Raw genomic sequence first — 17,115 nt, forward strand, 5'->3', positions numbered from 1 at the left:
GCTCCTTACAACCGCGCGCGTTGTTGCCCGCGCATGGCCACTTTTTCCACATAGCGGAAAACAAAATCGGAACAGGTGGTGATGATCAGGTAGATCACCGCGCCAACGCTGTAGAAGAAGAACGGCATTTGCGTCGAGTTGGAGGCGGTGGAGATCTGGTTCATGGTTTCCACCAAACCGGTGACCGAAACCAGCGCCGACTCCTTGATCACCGATTGCCACTGATTGCCCATGCCCGGCAGCGCGGTTTTCAGCGCCTGCGGCACAATCATGCGGCGGAACAGCATCAAACGGCCCATGCCCGTTACCGTTGCAGCTTCCAGCGTGCCTTTCGGGATTGCATAGAACGCACCGCGGAACACGCTACTTTGATATGCGCCGGAGATCAGGCCGATGGCAATCGCGCCGGCGACAAAGCCGTTCACATCAAACGGTCCTTGCAGGCCTAGACTTTCCCCGACAAACGACACCACCTGACGTCCACCAAAATAGAACAGGTAGATCACTAGCAGCTCCGGCACACCACGAAACAGCGTGATGTAGCCGTTGGCGAGGCGCTGCTGCCAGCGCCTTCCACCAATCTGCATCCAACACAACAGGCTGCCGAGGATTGCGCCCAGCAGCCATGCACACAATGAAACGGTGACGGTCACCGTGGCGGCGTTAAGCAACACGCCGCCCCAACCTTCGTCACCAAAACCTAAGATTTGCCAATCAATAGCCATAAGCGCCTGGAATTACTCTTTAGGTGCGACGTTTTCGCCGAACCATTTTTCAGACAGCTGCTTCAGCGTGCCATCTTTGATCATTGAATTTAACGCGCTATCCAGCGCCTCTTTCAGCTCCGGATTGTTTTTCTGAATCGCAATGGCGGAACCCTGGCCCAGCACGCCGCCCGAGAAACCGTAACCGGTGCTGTTCACCGTATCCGCATGCTTTTTCACATAGGCATTCAGGTTGGTGCGTGACGCCATCACCGCATCAACGCGGCCGTTCAGCAGATCGGCGAAGGTTTCCGGACCGGCCTGATACGTGCGAATGGTTGCCACATCCGCCAGATATTTGTTGAGGAAGTCCGCCTGAATGGTGGCAACCTGCACCGCGATGGTTTTGCCCTTGAATTTGGCTTTCAGCGCATCGATAGATTTGGTCATCGCGGCTTCGTCATCCGCCAGCACCACTTCGCCATTGCCGGGCAAGGTATCAACTGCGCTGCCCTTCAGGGTGACGAAACCTGAAACGCTGACGGTGTACTGGCGTGAGAAATCCACCACTTCTTCACGCTTCGGCGTGACGGTCACGGCATCGATCACCGCATCATATTTGCCGTCTACCAAACCCGGAATCATACCGGACCATTTCTGCGCCACGATTTCGTATTTGAAACCGGCTCGTTTAGCGATTTCAGCCACCATATCCGGCTCATAACCGACGATTTTGCCGTTCGGCGTAGATTGGTTAAACGGCGGATAAGCGGCCTCAGTGGCGAATTTCAGCGTGCCAAAATCTTTTGCCTGCACCAGAGCAGAAGAGGCAATCAGCAGCATGCCCACAGAAGCGGTAAACAGTCCTTTACGCATCATCATAAAACCTCGAAGTTCGTTATTTTGAGAGTAAATCAATGGCTAAACGGGCTAATGCCTGCGTGCCGGCATGGATACTGCGCTCGTCGGGTTGGTAATCCGAATTGTGCAGATGGTCGTCGCGTCCCGGTGCGCCGGATCCAATGTGGATCTGGCAACCGGGAGCGCGCTCGGTAAACAGCGAGAAATCTTCGGCGCCAAAGCTGGCGCTCGGTTTGGCGATAATCGCTTTACCAAACTGATGCGACAAAATCGGTTCCAGCGCATCAATCAGCGCATCGTCGTTCATCAACGGCGGTACACCGCGCTGATAATTCACCTCAACGCGCACATTCAGCGACAGCGCGACGCCCGCGCAGATACGTTTAAACGCGTCTTCGATATGCGCGCGCGCCGCCGGTGATTTGGCGCGTACCGTGCCCTGAATCAGGCAGCTATCGGAAATGATGTTGTGCGTGCTGCCGCCATGAATGTGGCCGATGGTTAGCACCGCCGAGTTGGCGGGATCGAGCTCGCGCGAAATAATGGTTTGCAGCTGGCTGACCAGATTGACAGCGGCAATGATCGGATCGGTTCCAATGTGCGGACGGGCGGCGTGCGTTGATTTACCGTGCACCACCACATCAAACTCATCGCTGGAAGCGGTGCTGGCGCCGCGCGTTAAGCCGATTTCACCGGCGGCCAGTTCTGGTTTGTTGTGCAGCGTGATGGCCAGATCGACGCCATCTGCCGCGCCATCAGCGATCATCGCTTCGGCCCCGCTATCGGGCGTCTCTTCCGCAGGCTGGAAAATCAAACGCAAGGTGCCATGCAGCTGCGCGCGGTAGTGCGGCACAATCGCCGCCACGCCGAGCAGCGTCGCGGTGTGAATATCGTGACCGCAGGCGTGCATTTTGCCGGGATACTGGCTGCTGAAAGGCAAGCCGGTTTGTTCGTGGATTGGCAACGCATCCATATCTGCGCGTAACAGCACGGTTTTACCGGGATGCGCGCCGACAATATCTACCATCACGCCGGTTCTGCCGACGCCGGTTTTCGGCGTCAGACTCAGGCGCAGCAGTTCCTGCTCAACGATGTGGGCGGTGCGAACGGTGTCAAAACCCAGCTCCGGATGCGCGTGAATGTCACGGCGGATGGCGATGAGATGCGCCTGCATGCTTTCGCTTTTGGCGCTGATGTCCCTGGCTAAAACATCTTTATGGTCGGTCATATGCAATGATCTTTTTCAGGCGCGAGCCTGGCCTTAATGGCATTTTTATTAAAATTGACTCCGTATTTATTCACAGCATCCGACAGAATGCAACGCGCAATCTGTTGCTTTACTTGCTGAATTTTCGCGATATTTTGCTAATTCACTGCCTTTACAGGATAAAACCCCACGTCTGCATTATTAAGCAGTTATAACATTCATGATCCTGTGCGGATCATCAGTTTTACTGATTTCGTTGCTGAACAAATATCAGCCGCTAACCTGCGCTAAAAGCCAATCGCGCACCGCCATCACTGGCGCTTGCTCGCGCGGACGGCGCGGCCACACCAGATACCAACCGGCATCCATCATCATTTGCTGCGTAAACGCCGGCACCAAACGTCCGCTGGCCAGATCGTTCTGCACGAAATGCGGGCTGGTAAGCGCAATGCCCTGCCCGCTGATCGCCGCTTCCAATGCCAGCGCGGTTTGATTGAAACGCAGGTGATGCTGATGATGCAGCGATAAATTCGGGAAGGTAAACGCGAGAAATGCTGGCCACAGATGGTGACCATCGTGCAACAAGGCGTAGCGCTGACAGTTGTCGCTTGCAGCCGGAGCGCCAAGCTCGGCTAACAGCGCAGGACTCACCACCGCTAAGACCGTTTGGCTAAACAGCAAAGTGGCATCCAGACCCGCGCCAAACGGCGGCCTGCCGTAGCGCACTGCTAAATCAACGCCTTCATGATGAAACTGCACCAGCCGCTCAGAAGCCAACACGCGCAGATCGATATCCGGCCACGCGGCGGTAAAACCCGGTAAGCGCGGCAGCATCCAGCGGCTGGCAAAGGTGGGCGTTACGCTCAACGTTAAGCGATTCGGTTCCGGACGCAGCGTGCGCGTGGCTTCATCGATCAGTTCAAACGCCTGACGAATACTGACTGCATAACCTGCACCCGCGCCGGTCAGCGCCAGCGTGCGCGGCAATCGATCAAACAATTTCAACCCAAGGCTGGCTTCCAGACCGCGAATTTGCTGCGCCACCGCACCCTGCGTCACACCTAACTCTTCCGCCGCCAGGCGAAAATTCAAATGGCGCGTCACCGCTTCAAACACTTTCAACGCATTAAGCGGCGGCAGCTCGCTGAATCCCTGGCTCATCCTGTAGTTTTCCTATCGTCAATTGGCAAACAGACTGACTCTCTGCTGCCGAAATTACCTTTTATACTGGATTTAATCGATTTTTAATTAACAGGAAGATCAATAATGACAGTAGAAAAAGTGGCAGTAATCGTCGCCGGTGGCAGCGGCATGGGTGCAGCAGCAGCGGAGAAACTGGCGAGCAACGGCTTCAAAGTGGCAATCCTCTCTTCATCCGGCAAAGGTGAAGCGCTGGCGGAGCGACTCGGCGGTTTAGGAGTAACAGGATCCAATCAATCCGTTGATGATTTGCAGAAGCTGGTAGATCAAACGCTGGCGCGCTGGGGACGCATTGATGTGCTGGTGAACAGCGCCGGTCATGGTCCGCGCGCGCCAATTCTTGAGTTAACCGACGCGCAATGGCAGCTCGGCATGGAAACCTACTTTTTGAATGTGGTGCGCGCCACGCGTCTGGTGACGCCAATCATGCAGAAACAGGGCGGCGGCAGCATTATCAATATCTCGTCGGCGTGGACCTTTGAGCCAACCGATATGTTCCCGACCTCAGCGGTGTTCCGCGCCGGCCTGGCATCCTTCACCAAAATCTTCGCTGATACCTACGCGACCGATAACATTCGCATCAACAATGTGCTGCCTGGCTGGATCGACAGCTTGCCGAAAACCGATGAACGCCGGGATAGCGTGCCACTACAGCGTTACGGCACGTCTGAAGAAGTGGCGGCAACTATCGCCTTTCTCGCGTCGCCCGGCGCGGCCTATATTACCGCTCAGAATATTCGCGTTGATGGTGGCGTGACGCGAAGCGTGTAATGAGGAATTTCCTTCTGTTAAGCCATGAATAGTTTCCTGATGTTCATGGCTTTTTGTATTACTACCGTTTATTTATCAAGCAAAAAACAAGACCGGTCTTGTCGATTTTCATCCTCAAAAAAAGCCAGAATGTTCTTATTCGCTGACAGAATTTTCCTGCTTCAGCTCATTTAATTATGAACATTTTAATTTGAGGTCACTATGCAATCGATTCTACGTGCTCGTATGTCTACTCTTTTCACCGCACAACGCCACCAGGTTTGGCAATTGATGTTTACCGGCTGTGCGGTATTCTGGATTTTTATGGTCGTCGCCATCATGAGCATTCGCTAAGTTAATGCGCCTGTAATCGGCCGGACAGCTGCTCCGGCGGTAACAACTCAAACGCCCGCTTCATCTCCCGCGCCTCTTCTGCCGGACTACGACCAAACATTCGTTTGAACTCACGATTAAACTGCGAATCACTTTCATAGCCGACGCGAGCTGCTGCGCCAGCGGCGGTGAGATTGTCGCGGATCATCATTAAGCGCGCCTGATGCAACCGCAGCGATTTTAAATATTGAATCGGTGAGGTTTGCGTCACGGTTTTAAAATGCAGATGGAAGCGCGGCACGCTCATCCCGGCTTCATTCGCCAGATGCGGTACATCCAGCGGCTGACGCCAGTCGGCATGGATGCGCTGCAAAGCCCGCGCGATACGACCAAAATGGCCTTGATAAGTTAACGCCGCACGCACAGCGCCGCCCTGCTCGCCCATCAATATGCGAAAACAGATCTCTTCGACGCGCGCCGGCCCCAACACTTTGGCTTCAAGGGGATCGCTCAACGCTTCCAGTAAACGCAGCGTGCTCTCCGCTAGCGTTTTGTTGATCGGTGTGGAGATAATGCCAGCCGGCGCATCGATTACCGCCGTTTCACTGCTGGCCAGTTGCGCCACCAGCCGCGCCACCATGGCAACATCCAGACGAATCGCGATGCCCAGCAGCGGCTCTTCTGATGTGGCTTCCGTCTCAGCAGAAAACGGCAGCGGCACTGACAACACCAGATAGTGCTGCGAATCATAGCGATACATTTTGTCGGCGAGGAAAGCTCGCTTCGAGCCCTGGCAAATGATAATGATGCTCGGCTCATACAGCACCGGCGTGCGCGCCCACTGCCGATCGGCACGCATAAAGCGCACGCTATCAAGCAGTGATTCGGTATAGCCTTCCTGACGCGCCAGCTGGCTGAGTAAGGCGCAGGTGCGCTGTTGTACGGATTGCGACATGAGTGATTTCCGTTGAGAGATTCAGGCAAAGCATAGCCATCAAGCAGCTGTTTGCACAATGCACACGAGAGGATCAGGCAAAGATGCGCCACAATCCGGTCTGTTGCGCACTGCATGATTTATCAACAATAGCCTCGTCAACTCAACGAGGAATGCATCATGAACACAGCGAAAAAAGTGATTATTTTGACGGGTGCCAGCAGCGGCATTGGCGAAGGCATTGCACGTTATCTGGCTCAGCAAGGTCATCAACTGGTGCTCGGCGCGCGCCGCACCAATCGTCTGCAGGCGTTGTGTGATGAGCTGCGCTTTGGCGGCGCGAGTGTAGATTATCTTGCCACCGATGTGACTAAGCGCGCCGATACCCAGCAGCTGGTCGATTTTGCACGGGAGAAATATGGCCGTATTGATGTAATGATCAACAATGCGGGCGTAATGCCGCTGTCGCCCATGAGCTCAATGAAAGTCGATGAATGGGATCTGATGCTGGACGTCAATATTCGCGGCGTGCTGTATGGCATTGCGGCGGTGCTGCCGACCATGCAGGCGCAGCAGTTTGGTCACATTATCAATATCGCCTCGGTTGGCGCGCTAACCGTTTCGCCGACCGCCGCCGTTTACTGCGCGACTAAATTCGCCGTACGCGCCATTTCCGATGGCCTGCGTCAGGAGTCGCAACATCTGCGGGTTACGGTGATCAATCCTGGCGTAGTCGAATCTGAACTGGCAGATACCATCAGCGATAGCACCGCGCGTGAAGCGATGAAGAGCTATCGCCAGATTGCGCTCCAGCCAGAAGCTATTGCCAAAGCGGTGAGTTGGGCCATCGATCAGCCTGGCGAAGTGGACACCAGTGAAATCACGGTGCGCCCTACTGCCAGCGCACATTAAGCGGTAAAAACAGTGGCGATTTCAGGCTGAAATCGCCAGCTTTTATCAGTCGCGCTTGAGCCGCGCTGCGGCACTTTCGGTCGCCGCACGGCGCCGAGAAATAAAATCCTGCATCTGGCTTTTTGCCTCAGCCAAACGTTGCGGCGAGGCGCTGCGTGGCGAACCTGAATGGAATGGCGGCGCCGGATCGTACTCCATCTGCAGCTGGATGTTTTCCGCGATTTCACGTCCAAGCAGCTCTTCCGCTATGGTTAAAGCGAAATCAATGCCCGAAGTGACGCCCGCGCCAGTGATGCGGTTGCGGTCGCGCACCACGCGTTCCGCCACCGGCGTGGCACCGAGCAGGCTCAGTTGATCAAGCGAACCCCAATGCGACGTTGCGCGATATCCCTGCAACAATCCCGCAGCACCTAACACCAGCGAACCGGTACACACCGAAGTCACCCACTTTGCGTTCTCCGCCATGCGACGGACAAAATCCAGCGTTTCGTCATCATCCATTAGCGCAATTTGTCCGGGACCGCCGGGAATGCAGATCAAATCGAGTTGCGGGCAATCGTTAAAGGTCACGGTGGGTACGATCGCCAGCCCGCGATCCGACATCACCGGCTGGCGATCTTTCCAAATCAGATAGTTGTTAACGTTGGGCATGCGGGCAAACACTTCCCATGGACCGGTTAGATCGAGTTGCGTGAGGTTGGGGAACAGCAGCAGACCAATATTAAAAGACATCTTTCGCTCCGGGTTGCAGCAAGTTGTTCAAAAAAATGCTGGCATTTAACGGTTATAACCAACCGGCCTTTTTCAGCCGCCACCACATTACGCAGCAGATAACGACGGTTATGCCCACCACCGCGGGATAGCCAAAGTGCGTGTGCAACTCCGGCATATCGGGGAAGTTCATGCCGTACATGCTGAAAATGATGGTGGGCACAATCAGGATCGCACCCCAACCGGCGAGCTTTTTATTCACTTCGCTTTGCTGCACCGACACCAGCGCCAGATTGACCTGCATCGCGCTGGTGAGCATTTCACGCATATCTTCCGCATCGATCATCACATGATGCGCGTGGTCCTGCACGTCACGCAGGTAGGCGCGCAGATTTTTTGGAATGATATCTTCATGGAAGCGCACCAGCTGCTGACAGATTTCGGTCACCGGCAGCGCGGCGTTACGCAGCGCCAGCAGTTCACGGCGCAGGTGATAAACGTTTTGCAGCGCGTCGCTGTCAAAACGCGTGGTGAACATGCCCTGTTCCAGCCCGCTAATGCGATCGTTGAGTGATTCGGTGATTTTGCTATAGCTATCAACGATGAAATCGAGGATGCAATAGAGCGCATAACCCGGACCTTCACACAGTAATGCGTGGTTCTTTTCGGCTTTGGTGCGGATGTCTGCATAGCCTTCCGATGATCCGTGACGCACGGTAATCAGGAAATTTTTGCCGAGAAAGAAGTGGGTTTCGCCGAAGGTGATGCGCTGCAAATCGTCCATGTGGGCGGTTTTTACCACGATAAATACCGAATCGCCGTACTGCTCGATCTTCGGTCGCTGATGCGCCACCAGCGCATCTTCAATCGCCAGTTCGTGCAGGCTGAACTCCTGCTGCAGCGTCTGCATAAAGGCCGGTTCGGGTTGATACAAACCCATCCAGACGAAGGATTTATCCTCTTTTAATACTTCACTAATATCGGCGATGTCGACATGCTCTTCGCGCTTGCCGTGGCGATACGCTACGCAGTTAATGACCATATTCGCGCCGTCCTTGTTGTTTGCACTCTTTTTCATTTTAGCCTTAAAGATTACGTACCATTTCGACGCAAGGAAGATCGGCTTGCGCCAGCGCCGAGGGATAAAGCGCTTCACGCACCACACGAAAACCGTGGCGCTGATAGAAGCTACTGGCGTTGGGCGTGGCGGCGAGCGTCAATTGAGTAAAACCACGCTGACACGCTTCATCGATAATTGCCTGCATGATGGCGCTGGCATAACCTTTGCCATTACAGGCCGGCAGCGTAAAGATCGCTTCAACGCTGCCGCTGTGCAGATCAAGAAATCCGGTCGCAGCCACGCCATATTCAGCATCCTCGACCACATAAAACGGATTGCTTTTTACCGCCTCAAAGTAGCCAGACGGCAACGCATCGGGCGTCCATGCGGCGATCACATCAGCGGGATAAACGTTTTGGCAACCGTGGCGAATGGCAAGGTTGCGGATGCGCCACAACGTGGCCGTTTCATCACAGCGGGCTAAACGCGGTTTCATACGTTTTCCTCTATGCTAGTAATCCGTGGAGTATCACAGTAACAAAACTCATCAGGAAGATAACGCCGAATCCGGCTACAAAAGGTTACGACAATGCAGCTCACTTCATCACGTTTATTTCTTCGTCCGGTTGCTCCAACCGATGTTCAGCGACTGTTTGCCATCTATGGCGATCCCGCTACCAATATGTTCAATCCGGCGGGTCCGTTTCCCGATTTAGCCTTTGCAGAGGAGGTGTTAAATCGCTGGCTGGCGCACTGGCAATCCTTTCCCTTTGGTAATTGGGCAATTTGCCTGCGGGAACAGCCGGATGAGGTTATCGGATTTGGTGGTTTATCGGTGCGCGAGTTTGCTGGCAAGCCGGTAAACAATCTTGGCTATCGTCTGGCGAAAGAGGCGTGGGGAAAAGGTTTCGCCACCGAGTTTGCACGAAGGGTTATCGCTTATGGCTTCGATGAATGCCAGCTTCCGGTTATTGATGCGGCGGTGCGTCAGGAACATATTGCATCACAGCAGGTACTGGAAAAGGCGGGACTACGCTGTTACGGCCAGGTTCACGATGTTCCGGGCGCGCCCGCCAGTTTGGTATATGAATTACGCGCCCAAACCTGGCGCGATCAAGGCACGCCGAAATAGCGCAGCAGCGCGGTCATCAGCGCAGCACCAATAATCACCAGGATTAGCGGTGTGCGGCGCCAGGCCAGAAACACCGCAAACAGCACGCCGGCGATGCGCGCCACGCCGGCAAAATGCGTGCCTTCAAACAGCGCGGTGGTAACGGCCACCGCCAGCAGCAAAACGGTGGCAGCATCGGATAGCATATTGCGTGCGCGATCCGACATCTGCATGCGGCTGCCCAGGCGATAACCGGCGAAACGAATCGCATAAGTGCCTACCGCCAGCAGCGCGATGCCGCCAATGATCAGATTATTTTGCATTTTTACGCTCCCGCCAGCTCAGTAATCCCAGCAGTGAAAACAGCACCGGCATGCCCGCTGGAACAAACGGTGTCGCCAGCACAGACAGCGTGGTGCCCAGCGTAGCGGGGATCAGCGTACGACGCTGACGCAGCGCCGGGAATATCAGGGCAATCAGGATCGCTGGGAACACCGCATCCAGACCAATGGCCGATACGTCGGGAATAAAGCGCCCGATCACCGCACCGCCAATTACCGACAGCGGCCAGATGGTGAAAATACCTAATCCGCAAATCCAGTACGCGGCACGACGTTGCGCCAGTTTTGGCTGGGAAATACCAAACACCACGCTTTCATCATTCATGATGTGGCATCCCAACAAACTGCGGCTGCCTTTACCAACCAGATCTTTCACCGCAATGCCAAACGGCAGATGACGCGCGTTGACCAGCAAACCCGCCGCCGCCGCCGTTAACGGACTGCCGCCGCCAGCCACGATGCCGATAAACAGGAATTCCGACGCGCCCGCCAGCACCAGCGTTGATAGTGCAATCGGCACCCACAGCGGAAACCCTTCCGCTGCCGCCAGCGAACCGTAAGAGAGCCCGACAATGCCGTCGGCAAGACAAACCAGGAAAATGGCTTTTATTACTCCGCGATCAAGCGGTACTGCACCCAGACGCATCACAATTTGATCTCATATCGAACAGGAAAGCCGTTATAATGAACGCGCCAGAATCGTTTTACAAGACGAACAAATCGTTCGATATAAAGAACAGGAGAGGGTTTGACCACGCCAATTGATATTATTGCTGTCGGATTACTGCGCGAACGTCAGCGCGCGGGGCTTTCACTGACAGAGGTGGCGCGTCGCGCCGGTATCGCCAAATCTACGCTGTCGCAGCTCGAAGCGGGCAATGGCAATCCCAGCCTTGAAACGTTGTGGGCGCTGTGTGTGGCGCTGAACATTCCTTTCGCGCGTTTGATGGAGCCGGAAGTGAAGCGATTGCAGGTAATTCGCCGTGGCGAAGGCATGATCGTCTCGGCGGAGATGGCGGATTATCAGGCGGCATTGCTGGCAAGCTGCCCGCCCGGCGGACGCCGCGATCTCTATCTGGTCACCAGCCAACCGGGCGCGCCGCGCGATTCAAAACCGCATCCGCCGGGCTCGGTGGAGCATGTGATTATCGCGCGTGGCCGGGCGCTGGTTGGGCCGCGCGATGCGCCGGTCGAACTGCATCCCGGCGACTACATTTGCTATCCCGCCGACGAACCGCATGTGTTCGAGGCTTTAGAGGCGGATACTATGGCGGTGCAATTATCGGAGCAGAATTGATCGGGGTTGGCCAGGTCGCCATAAATGGCCACCCTACGCAACTGCAGAGTAACCATCAGAATTTCCTATTATTAAATCCGATGATTCGCGTGCGGCGCGGTGGCATGCTGTGATCTTCTCCGCTATGAATCAGGAACATATGGACATTATTCCCGCCCGACCTCATCACGCCGCTGCCATTCAGAAAATCTACGCCTGGCATGTGCTGCACGGCACCGCGACCTTTGAAACTGAACCCCCTTCGGCGAGCGAAATGCAGAATCGCGTGCAGGATGTGCAGCAGCGCGGCGGTTTTTGGCTGGTGGCGCAGGAGGATGATCAGGTGTTGGGTTACTGCTATCTGGCGCCGTATCGCCCGCGTTATGCCTATCGCTTCACGCTGGAGGATTCGATTTACCTCGATCAGCAGCAAACCGGCAGAGGCATTGGTCGCGCACTGTTGCAAAAAGCCATTGCGCTGGCAGAAGCGGCGGGATTTCGCCAAATTATCGCGATTGTTGGCGATAGCGCGAATGCCGGATCGCTGGGATTACACCGGGCGCTCGGTTTTGAGCACACCGGTGTAATGAAATCAGTGGGATTCAAACATGGCCGCTGGCTGGATACCGTAGTGATGCAGCGTTCACTCGGTCACGGCGACAGCCTGCAGCCAGAACGTTAAGCGACCGCCTCCATCGCGATCATACGATGCGTGGCCTTTTCCAGCAGATCGCGATCGTGGCTCACCAGCAACACCGCGCACTGCTGCTCGCGCGCCAGCGAGGTGATGAGCTGGATGGTTTGCTGCTGCACCAGCGGATCCAGACGCGATGTGGGTTCATCGGCAAACAGAAATACCAGATCCAGCAGCATCACGCGTAACAGCGAGAAGCGCTGCAGCTCGCCGCCCGACAGTGAATCGGGACGGCGCGTCAGCAGTTCCGGTGACAGCGCCAATTGCTCCATCAGCGCATCCCGCCGCGTGGAGGCGATGCGATGACGGCGCAACACATCGTCCAGGCTTTGCGCCAGCGTGCGGGTCGGCGGAAACAGCGCAGACGGATCCTGATAAATCTTCTGGTATTTCAGCCCATCGACCGCCGCATGCCGCGTCACCTTGCCTTGCTGCGGCGTTAGCAGGCCGAGCAGCACATCGCCAAAGCTACTTTTACCGCTGCCGCTGGCACCGTGTAATCCAACGATTTCTCCGGCGTGCAGCCTGAAGTCTTGCGGCACGCCGAGCGATTTACCGCCGCGCTGCAAGCGGATGCCCTCAGCACTCACCACCGGTTTGCTGCCAATAACGGTTTGTTGCCGTGCAGGCCAGGCGGTGGGATCGGCGGCGAGTAATTCACGCGTATAGCGCTGCTGCGGTGCATGTAACACCTGTTCCGCCCTGCCCTGCTCAATCACCTTGCCTTTGTGCATCACGATCACTTCACCGCCCAACTGGCGCGCCAGCGCGATGTCGTGGGTGATGGTGAGCAGTGTGCCGCCGTCGGCCACTTCCCGGCGCAGCAAAGCGGCTACTTCATCACGACGTGCCACATCCAGCCCTTTGGTGGGTTCATCGGCAATCAGTATCTCCGCGCCACCTGCCCGTGCGGCGGCAAAGGCGGCGCGCTGCGCCATCCCGCCGGAGAGTTGCCACGGAAAACGCGGCGCCGCGTCCTGTAAACCAAGCTGCTGTAAATCGCGCTGGGCCGACAGTGCGCTGGTGGATTTCGCCTTTCCGCGTACATAACGATAGCCTTCCGCAACCTGCTGCTGCACTGACATGGTGGGATCCAGCGACAGCCACGGCTCCTGCGGCAGCGACGCTAATGTGCGGCCCCATAATTCACGCAACAATCCGGCATCCTGCGGCAGGGTAAAACGCTGTTCGTTGATGATTAGCGTACCGCTGGACTGTAAATCGTCAGGCAAAATGCCCATGACCGCTTGTGCCAGCAGGCTTTTACCTGAACCGGTTTCACCCAGCAAGGTCAGCGGTTGTCCGGGCTGCAAGGTGAAATCAACCGGTTCCACCAGCGTGGCGCTGGCGGTTGTGACGCTGATGCCGATAACCTGTAATCCTTTCATTTACGCTCCTCTTTCATTAACAGATTCAGGCTGATCAACAGCAGAAACAGCGCGATTACCGGCTGCATTAGCAGCCACGGTGCTTCCCAGGCAAACGGCAGCAGTTCGGTCATCATCAAACCCAGTTCTGGCGTCGGCGGACGTACGCCGACGCTGATAAAGCCAAGCGCAGAGACCGCCATGATGGCGCTGCTGAACGAGAACAGAGTCAACGTGGTTAATACCGGCGCTAACGCTGGCCACAGGTGTCGGCGGAAACGGTAGAACGCCGAAAAACCGAGCAACTTTGAGGCCTGCATGCCGGGTGCCTGCACAATCGGGCGCAGGGTTGCGCGCGTGACGCGGAAGAACTCCACCCACAGCACCAGCGAAATCCCCAGCCACAACATGCCGGGAGAATCCGGCGCAATCGCCGCTAACAGCAGCACCAGCAGCAATCCCGGCAGCGCCAGGCACATATCGCCGAGCATGCTGAGCAGACGATCCAGCCAGCCGCCATACAGCGCGCTGAATACGCCAGCCAGCACGCCCGCCAGCAGCGCGCTCATCACACAGAGCGCGGCGAGACCGAGCGAAAGGCGCAACGCGGCACTGAGGCGCGGCAGCATGTCGCGACCAAGATGATCAAACCCGAGAAGATTGCCGCCGCTCGGCGCGTGCAGCATCTGCAGCAGATCCTGTTCCAGCGGGTCGCCGTGGTGAATCAGGGGGAGCAGGAAAGCGAAACCAAGCAGCAAGCACAACAGTAGCAGGCCAATCAGACGCGAAAATGAAATTGTCATGCGCGCGCTCCTCTGGGATCAAGCAGATGACACCCCGCATCCACCAGCATATTCAGCAGCACGAACAACAGTCCGAGCGTCATGGCGCAGGCCTGAATCACCGGCACATCGCGGGCGAAGATGGCATGCACCAGCGCGTGACCAATGCCAGGCCAGGCAAACAGCGTTTCTACCACCACCACGCCTTCCACCAGCCAGACAAACTGCATGCCGAACCAGGTCAATACCGGCGATGCGAGGTTGCGCAATCCATGACGCCGCATTAGCGTTGCGGGCGCTAATCCTTTTTGCGCGCCCCAGCGGTAATAGCCCGAGCTGACAACCTGATACGTGGCTTCACGCACCACGCGCACGCCCACCGCGGTTAACGACAATGCCAGCGTCAACGATGGCAACAGAAAATGACGCAGCTCGCCATGCCCGGCGCTGGGTAGCCAATCGAGCTGCAGCGCCAGCAGGACAATCAGCAGCATACCAAGCGCAAAATGCGGCACCGATTTCAGCAGCGCGCTCAGCCAGAATAACGCGCGGTCGAGCTTGCCATTGGCGTGGCATCCTGCCCAAATGCCCAGCGGCAAGGTAAACAGAATCGTCAGGAAAAGCGATGAACCTGCCAGCGCCAGCGTTTGACTCAGCTGCCAGCGCAGTTCATCCATCACCGGTTCGCCGGAGACCAGCGAACGACCAAAGTTGAACTGCAGCAGATCGAATAGCCAGTGCAGCAACGCGCTGCCCTGCTGCAGCGATCCGCTCAGTTCCTGCTGCACCCGCGCCACCGCGTTGGCATCCACACGATCGTAGCCATAACGCCCGCTGGCAATGCGCCATGCCATATCGCCGGGCAAGGACTGCACTAAAAACCAGGTGAGTAATCCCACCGCTAGCACCACAAAAGCCGCCTGCGCTACGCGCCAGCTAACAAGTTTGAACATCATTGCTCCCACTGCATCTGACGCAGACCAAAGTGGCGTTCAAACGGATCTAGCGTGACGTTTTTCAGCTTGCTGTTAATCGCGGCCGATTGCTGATACCAGGCAATCGGGATCACCGGCAGATCTTGCTGTAACGAGGCAGTGATCAGGTTACGCGCCTGCGCACGTTCGTCCGCATCGGTGGATTGCGTTAAGGTGTGCAATGCCGCGCTAAAACCGGCCGGATGCCAGTTCATCGCGCCCCAGTCGCCGCCCTTTTCCGCATAATCCTGCAGTAACGTGCCGGTTGGGTCAGGCGTGAGTGCAAAGTTGCGGGAAAACAGCGCCAGTTGTAGACGATTGCTGTGATGCTGCGCCGGAATTTCGCTGGCGTTGGTGGAGTTGATCTTCACTTCAATGCCGACTTTGCGCAGCTGCTGCTGGATAACCATCGCCATCAGCGGCAGTTCGGGACGATCGGGGAAGGTCAGCAGCGTCACACTAAAGCGCTGGCCGTTACGTGCTAACACGCCATCTGCACCCATTTTCCAACCCGCCGCCTGCAGTTGCTGTGCCGCCTGCTGCGGATTGAACTGCAGCGGTTGCAGTGCGTTGTTGTGCCATTCACCCATATTCGGCGGGAATAACTGAGTGGCCGCGCCTGGATAACGCAATACCGCCATCGCCAGCGCGTTACGGTCTATCGCCATGCTGATCGCTGCACGCACCGGCTGTTCGGCTAACAGCGGATCGCCCGCATTCAGTTTTAGCATCAGTGTGCGCGGCACCGGAATGGCGGGCAGCTGCAGCGCTGGCTTGCGTGCTAAACGCTGACGGCTGGCAGCATCCAGGTTGAATACGTAATCCGCGTCGCCGCTCTCCGCCAGCAAGGCGCGGGTTTCGGCGCGTCCGGAAGAGAGATAGCTGGCGGCCGCAATCGCCGGCTTTTCGCCCCAGTAATCGTCAAACCGTTGTACCGCCAGCGATTGCGGTGGCTGGAATGACGTCAGCATAAACGGGCCGCTGCCGATGATGCGGGTGATGTTGTCCTGCGCATCCCAGCTAGCCAACGCCAGAATCTGGGAACGGCTCTCTGCTAAAACCGAAAGCAGCGGCGTAAATGGTTCGCTCAAGGTGATGGTGACGCGTTGCCCTTCCCCGCTGATAGCGGTGATCGGCGTTTTACCCAGCAGACCCGCTTTGCTGCGCGCGGTGTTGAGTGATTTCACCACCGCGGCCGCATCCAATGGCGATTCATCATGGAAGCGCACGTTGGGACGCAAATTCAATTGCCATTGCAAACCATCTGCCGATACCTGCCAGCTTTGCGCCAGCGCCGGAATGGGCTCGGCGCGTTCGTTCACTTCCACCAGCGTTTCCACCACATCCATTCGCAACAAAATGTCGCCGGAGAGTGCGGGATCGGCGCCTTTGATTTCAAACGGTGCCGCAATGCGCACCGTTTTATCCTGATGTTCAGCCGCCATTGAGGCGTAAGAAGCCAGGCCTAACGCCGAAGCGATAAGCAAATTTTTCATTGATTTCATTAAGATTTCCGACTGAAGCCGCTACAAATTATGTGAGTTAATTACGTTATAACATAACAATACACATTTCAACACAGATTGCTGGCAAAGACGGGTAATTGACGCTGCGCGCAGTGCTTTTGCTGCGCTATGCTGAAAACCAACGTTTACTTTAAGGAGCAGCAGAGATGCCAGAAATCGTTGTATATGCGGCAGAAGGTCGCACGATTGAGCAGAAAAAGAAGTTGTTGAGAGCCGTCACCGCGGCGGTGGCAGATTCGTTTGAGATCGATGCTAATTCAGTAACGGTTTCCATCATCGAAACGCCAAAACATCATAAGTCGAAAGGCGGCGTGCCGTTTGATGAGCGTTGAGTTCGGGTTCAGTCCGAGAAAAGCCCCTTTGGGGCTTTAA

20 protein-coding genes are annotated in these 17,115 nt (G+C 56.3%); 6 read left to right on the top strand and 14 right to left on the bottom strand.

The window, feature by feature from the left end; genetic code table 11:
- Positions 1–5 precede the first annotated feature (5 nt).
- The 4 genes from K5Y32_RS11685 to K5Y32_RS11700 all read right to left on the bottom strand — a co-directional run bounded on the left by K5Y32_RS11685 (position 6) and on the right by K5Y32_RS11700 (position 3,933).
- Positions 6–725 (bottom strand): ABC transporter permease, encoded by a 720-nt coding sequence (locus tag K5Y32_RS11685; RefSeq protein WP_222183944.1) that lies wholly within the window; start codon positions 723–725, stop codon positions 6–8.
- A 12-nt stretch (positions 726–737) separates the two neighbouring features.
- Positions 738–1,586, bottom strand: coding sequence for a transporter substrate-binding domain-containing protein (locus K5Y32_RS11690; protein WP_222183945.1), 849 nt, complete (start codon positions 1,584–1,586; stop codon positions 738–740).
- Between the two features lie 16 nt (positions 1,587–1,602).
- Entirely contained in the window at positions 1,603–2,793 is a 1,191-nt protein-coding gene (locus K5Y32_RS11695; RefSeq protein WP_222183948.1) for a M20 family metallopeptidase, read from the bottom strand.
- A 249-nt stretch (positions 2,794–3,042) separates the two neighbouring features.
- Positions 3,043–3,933: a LysR substrate-binding domain-containing protein gene (locus K5Y32_RS11700; protein WP_222183950.1), complete on the bottom strand. Its 891-nt coding sequence runs from the start codon at positions 3,931–3,933 to the stop codon at positions 3,043–3,045.
- Between the two features lie 105 nt (positions 3,934–4,038).
- Here K5Y32_RS11700 and K5Y32_RS11705 point away from each other — a divergent pair, with 105 nt between their 5' ends.
- Positions 4,039–4,743: an SDR family oxidoreductase gene (locus tag K5Y32_RS11705; RefSeq protein ID WP_222183952.1), complete on the top strand. Its 705-nt coding sequence runs from the start codon at positions 4,039–4,041 to the stop codon at positions 4,741–4,743.
- 334 nt (positions 4,744–5,077) lie between these two features.
- Here the strand turns inward: K5Y32_RS11705 and K5Y32_RS11710 are convergent, their stop codons facing one another.
- Positions 5,078–6,010 carry an AraC family transcriptional regulator gene (locus tag K5Y32_RS11710; RefSeq protein WP_222183954.1) on the bottom strand — a complete coding sequence of 311 codons (933 nt, stop codon included), beginning with the start codon at positions 6,008–6,010 and terminating at the stop codon, positions 5,078–5,080.
- A 159-nt stretch (positions 6,011–6,169) separates the two neighbouring features.
- On the opposite strand from K5Y32_RS11710, the gene K5Y32_RS11715 reads away from it, so the two are divergent.
- Positions 6,170–6,901 carry an SDR family oxidoreductase gene (locus K5Y32_RS11715; protein ID WP_222183956.1) on the top strand — a complete coding sequence of 244 codons (732 nt, stop codon included), beginning with the start codon at positions 6,170–6,172 and terminating at the stop codon, positions 6,899–6,901.
- 45 nt (positions 6,902–6,946) lie between these two features.
- Here the strand turns inward: K5Y32_RS11715 and K5Y32_RS11720 are convergent, their stop codons facing one another.
- Genes K5Y32_RS11720 through K5Y32_RS11730 form a run of 3 tightly spaced genes read right to left on the bottom strand, consistent with a single transcriptional unit; the run spans position 6,947 to position 9,168 of the window.
- The gene (locus K5Y32_RS11720; RefSeq protein WP_222183958.1) at positions 6,947–7,633 is read right to left on the bottom strand and encodes a DJ-1/PfpI family protein; all 687 of its coding nucleotides are present in this window, start codon (positions 7,631–7,633) and stop codon (positions 6,947–6,949) included.
- Positions 7,634–7,685: 52 nt separating this feature from the next.
- Entirely contained in the window at positions 7,686–8,654 is a 969-nt protein-coding gene (gene corA / locus K5Y32_RS11725; RefSeq protein WP_222184321.1) for a magnesium/cobalt transporter CorA, read from the bottom strand.
- 43 nt (positions 8,655–8,697) lie between these two features.
- The gene (locus K5Y32_RS11730) at positions 8,698–9,168 is read right to left on the bottom strand and encodes a GNAT family N-acetyltransferase (protein WP_222183960.1); all 471 of its coding nucleotides are present in this window, start codon (positions 9,166–9,168) and stop codon (positions 8,698–8,700) included.
- A 93-nt stretch (positions 9,169–9,261) separates the two neighbouring features.
- Here K5Y32_RS11730 and K5Y32_RS11735 point away from each other — a divergent pair, with 93 nt between their 5' ends.
- Positions 9,262–9,804, top strand: coding sequence for a GNAT family N-acetyltransferase (locus K5Y32_RS11735; protein ID WP_222183962.1), 543 nt, complete (start codon positions 9,262–9,264; stop codon positions 9,802–9,804).
- Here the strand turns inward: K5Y32_RS11735 and K5Y32_RS11740 are convergent.
- Entirely contained in the window at positions 9,786–10,106 is a 321-nt protein-coding gene (locus K5Y32_RS11740) for an AzlD domain-containing protein (RefSeq protein WP_008109204.1), read from the bottom strand. The genes K5Y32_RS11735 and K5Y32_RS11740 overlap by 19 nt on opposite strands.
- Entirely contained in the window at positions 10,096–10,770 is a 675-nt protein-coding gene (locus K5Y32_RS11745; protein ID WP_110867038.1) for an AzlC family ABC transporter permease, read from the bottom strand. The genes K5Y32_RS11740 and K5Y32_RS11745 overlap by 11 nt, the downstream gene beginning before the upstream one ends.
- A gap of 102 nt (positions 10,771–10,872) precedes the next feature.
- Between K5Y32_RS11745 and K5Y32_RS11750 the strand changes: the two genes are divergently transcribed.
- Positions 10,873–11,421 (top strand): helix-turn-helix domain-containing protein, encoded by a 549-nt coding sequence (locus K5Y32_RS11750; protein ID WP_061719009.1) that lies wholly within the window; start codon positions 10,873–10,875, stop codon positions 11,419–11,421.
- A gap of 139 nt (positions 11,422–11,560) precedes the next feature.
- Positions 11,561–12,082, top strand: a complete 522-nt coding sequence (locus K5Y32_RS11755; RefSeq protein WP_222183964.1) for a GNAT family N-acetyltransferase — start codon at positions 11,561–11,563, stop codon at positions 12,080–12,082.
- Here the strand turns inward: K5Y32_RS11755 and K5Y32_RS11760 are convergent.
- Genes K5Y32_RS11760 through K5Y32_RS11775 form a run of 4 tightly spaced genes read right to left on the bottom strand, consistent with a single transcriptional unit; the run spans position 12,079 to position 16,722 of the window.
- Positions 12,079–13,482, bottom strand: a complete 1,404-nt coding sequence (locus tag K5Y32_RS11760) for an ABC transporter ATP-binding protein (RefSeq protein ID WP_222183966.1) — start codon at positions 13,480–13,482, stop codon at positions 12,079–12,081. The two genes, K5Y32_RS11755 and K5Y32_RS11760, sit on opposite strands and share 4 nt — an antisense overlap.
- A complete protein-coding gene (locus K5Y32_RS11765) occupies positions 13,479–14,264 on the bottom strand; it encodes an ABC transporter permease (RefSeq protein WP_222183968.1) in 786 nt (261 codons plus the stop codon). Before K5Y32_RS11765 ends, K5Y32_RS11760 begins: the two co-directional genes overlap by 4 nt.
- Positions 14,261–15,196 (bottom strand): ABC transporter permease, encoded by a 936-nt coding sequence (locus K5Y32_RS11770; RefSeq protein ID WP_222184323.1) that lies wholly within the window; start codon positions 15,194–15,196, stop codon positions 14,261–14,263. The genes K5Y32_RS11765 and K5Y32_RS11770 overlap by 4 nt, the downstream gene beginning before the upstream one ends.
- Positions 15,196–16,722 (bottom strand): ABC transporter substrate-binding protein, encoded by a 1,527-nt coding sequence (locus tag K5Y32_RS11775; RefSeq protein ID WP_222183970.1) that lies wholly within the window; start codon positions 16,720–16,722, stop codon positions 15,196–15,198. Before K5Y32_RS11775 ends, K5Y32_RS11770 begins: the two co-directional genes overlap by 1 nt.
- A 167-nt stretch (positions 16,723–16,889) precedes the next feature.
- Here K5Y32_RS11775 and K5Y32_RS11780 point away from each other — a divergent pair, with 167 nt between their 5' ends.
- Positions 16,890–17,075 (top strand): tautomerase family protein, encoded by a 186-nt coding sequence (locus tag K5Y32_RS11780; protein ID WP_008109189.1) that lies wholly within the window; start codon positions 16,890–16,892, stop codon positions 17,073–17,075.
- Positions 17,076–17,115 lie beyond the last annotated feature (40 nt).

The sequence above is a fragment of the Pantoea sp. DY-15 genome, from assembly GCF_019795935.1.
GTDB lineage: Bacteria > Pseudomonadota > Gammaproteobacteria > Enterobacterales > Enterobacteriaceae > Pantoea > Pantoea leporis.

Coding starts and splice junctions, on each gene's coding strand:
- K5Y32_RS11775 (WP_222183970.1), bottom strand. CDS start 16,722: ATGAAATCAATGAAAAATTTGCTTATCGCTTCGGCGTTAGGCCTGGCT.
- K5Y32_RS11735 (WP_222183962.1), top strand. CDS start 9,262: ATGCAGCTCACTTCATCACGTTTATTTCTTCGTCCGGTTGCTCCAACC.
- K5Y32_RS11765 (WP_222183968.1), bottom strand. CDS start 14,264: ATGACAATTTCATTTTCGCGTCTGATTGGCCTGCTACTGTTGTGCTTG.
- K5Y32_RS11705 (WP_222183952.1), top strand. CDS start 4,039: ATGACAGTAGAAAAAGTGGCAGTAATCGTCGCCGGTGGCAGCGGCATG.
- K5Y32_RS11695 (WP_222183948.1), bottom strand. CDS start 2,793: ATGACCGACCATAAAGATGTTTTAGCCAGGGACATCAGCGCCAAAAGC.
- K5Y32_RS11730 (WP_222183960.1), bottom strand. CDS start 9,168: ATGAAACCGCGTTTAGCCCGCTGTGATGAAACGGCCACGTTGTGGCGC.
- K5Y32_RS11740 (WP_008109204.1), bottom strand. CDS start 10,106: ATGCAAAATAATCTGATCATTGGCGGCATCGCGCTGCTGGCGGTAGGC.
- K5Y32_RS11685 (WP_222183944.1), bottom strand. CDS start 725: ATGGCTATTGATTGGCAAATCTTAGGTTTTGGTGACGAAGGTTGGGGC.
- K5Y32_RS11780 (WP_008109189.1), top strand. CDS start 16,890: ATGCCAGAAATCGTTGTATATGCGGCAGAAGGTCGCACGATTGAGCAG.
- K5Y32_RS11755 (WP_222183964.1), top strand. CDS start 11,561: ATGGACATTATTCCCGCCCGACCTCATCACGCCGCTGCCATTCAGAAA.
- K5Y32_RS11690 (WP_222183945.1), bottom strand. CDS start 1,586: ATGATGATGCGTAAAGGACTGTTTACCGCTTCTGTGGGCATGCTGCTG.
- corA (WP_222184321.1), bottom strand. CDS start 8,654: ATGGTCATTAACTGCGTAGCGTATCGCCACGGCAAGCGCGAAGAGCAT.
- K5Y32_RS11710 (WP_222183954.1), bottom strand. CDS start 6,010: ATGTCGCAATCCGTACAACAGCGCACCTGCGCCTTACTCAGCCAGCTG.
- K5Y32_RS11700 (WP_222183950.1), bottom strand. CDS start 3,933: ATGAGCCAGGGATTCAGCGAGCTGCCGCCGCTTAATGCGTTGAAAGTG.
- K5Y32_RS11720 (WP_222183958.1), bottom strand. CDS start 7,633: ATGTCTTTTAATATTGGTCTGCTGCTGTTCCCCAACCTCACGCAACTC.
- K5Y32_RS11715 (WP_222183956.1), top strand. CDS start 6,170: ATGAACACAGCGAAAAAAGTGATTATTTTGACGGGTGCCAGCAGCGGC.
- K5Y32_RS11760 (WP_222183966.1), bottom strand. CDS start 13,482: ATGAAAGGATTACAGGTTATCGGCATCAGCGTCACAACCGCCAGCGCC.
- K5Y32_RS11770 (WP_222184323.1), bottom strand. CDS start 15,196: ATGTTCAAACTTGTTAGCTGGCGCGTAGCGCAGGCGGCTTTTGTGGTG.
- K5Y32_RS11745 (WP_110867038.1), bottom strand. CDS start 10,770: ATGCGTCTGGGTGCAGTACCGCTTGATCGCGGAGTAATAAAAGCCATT.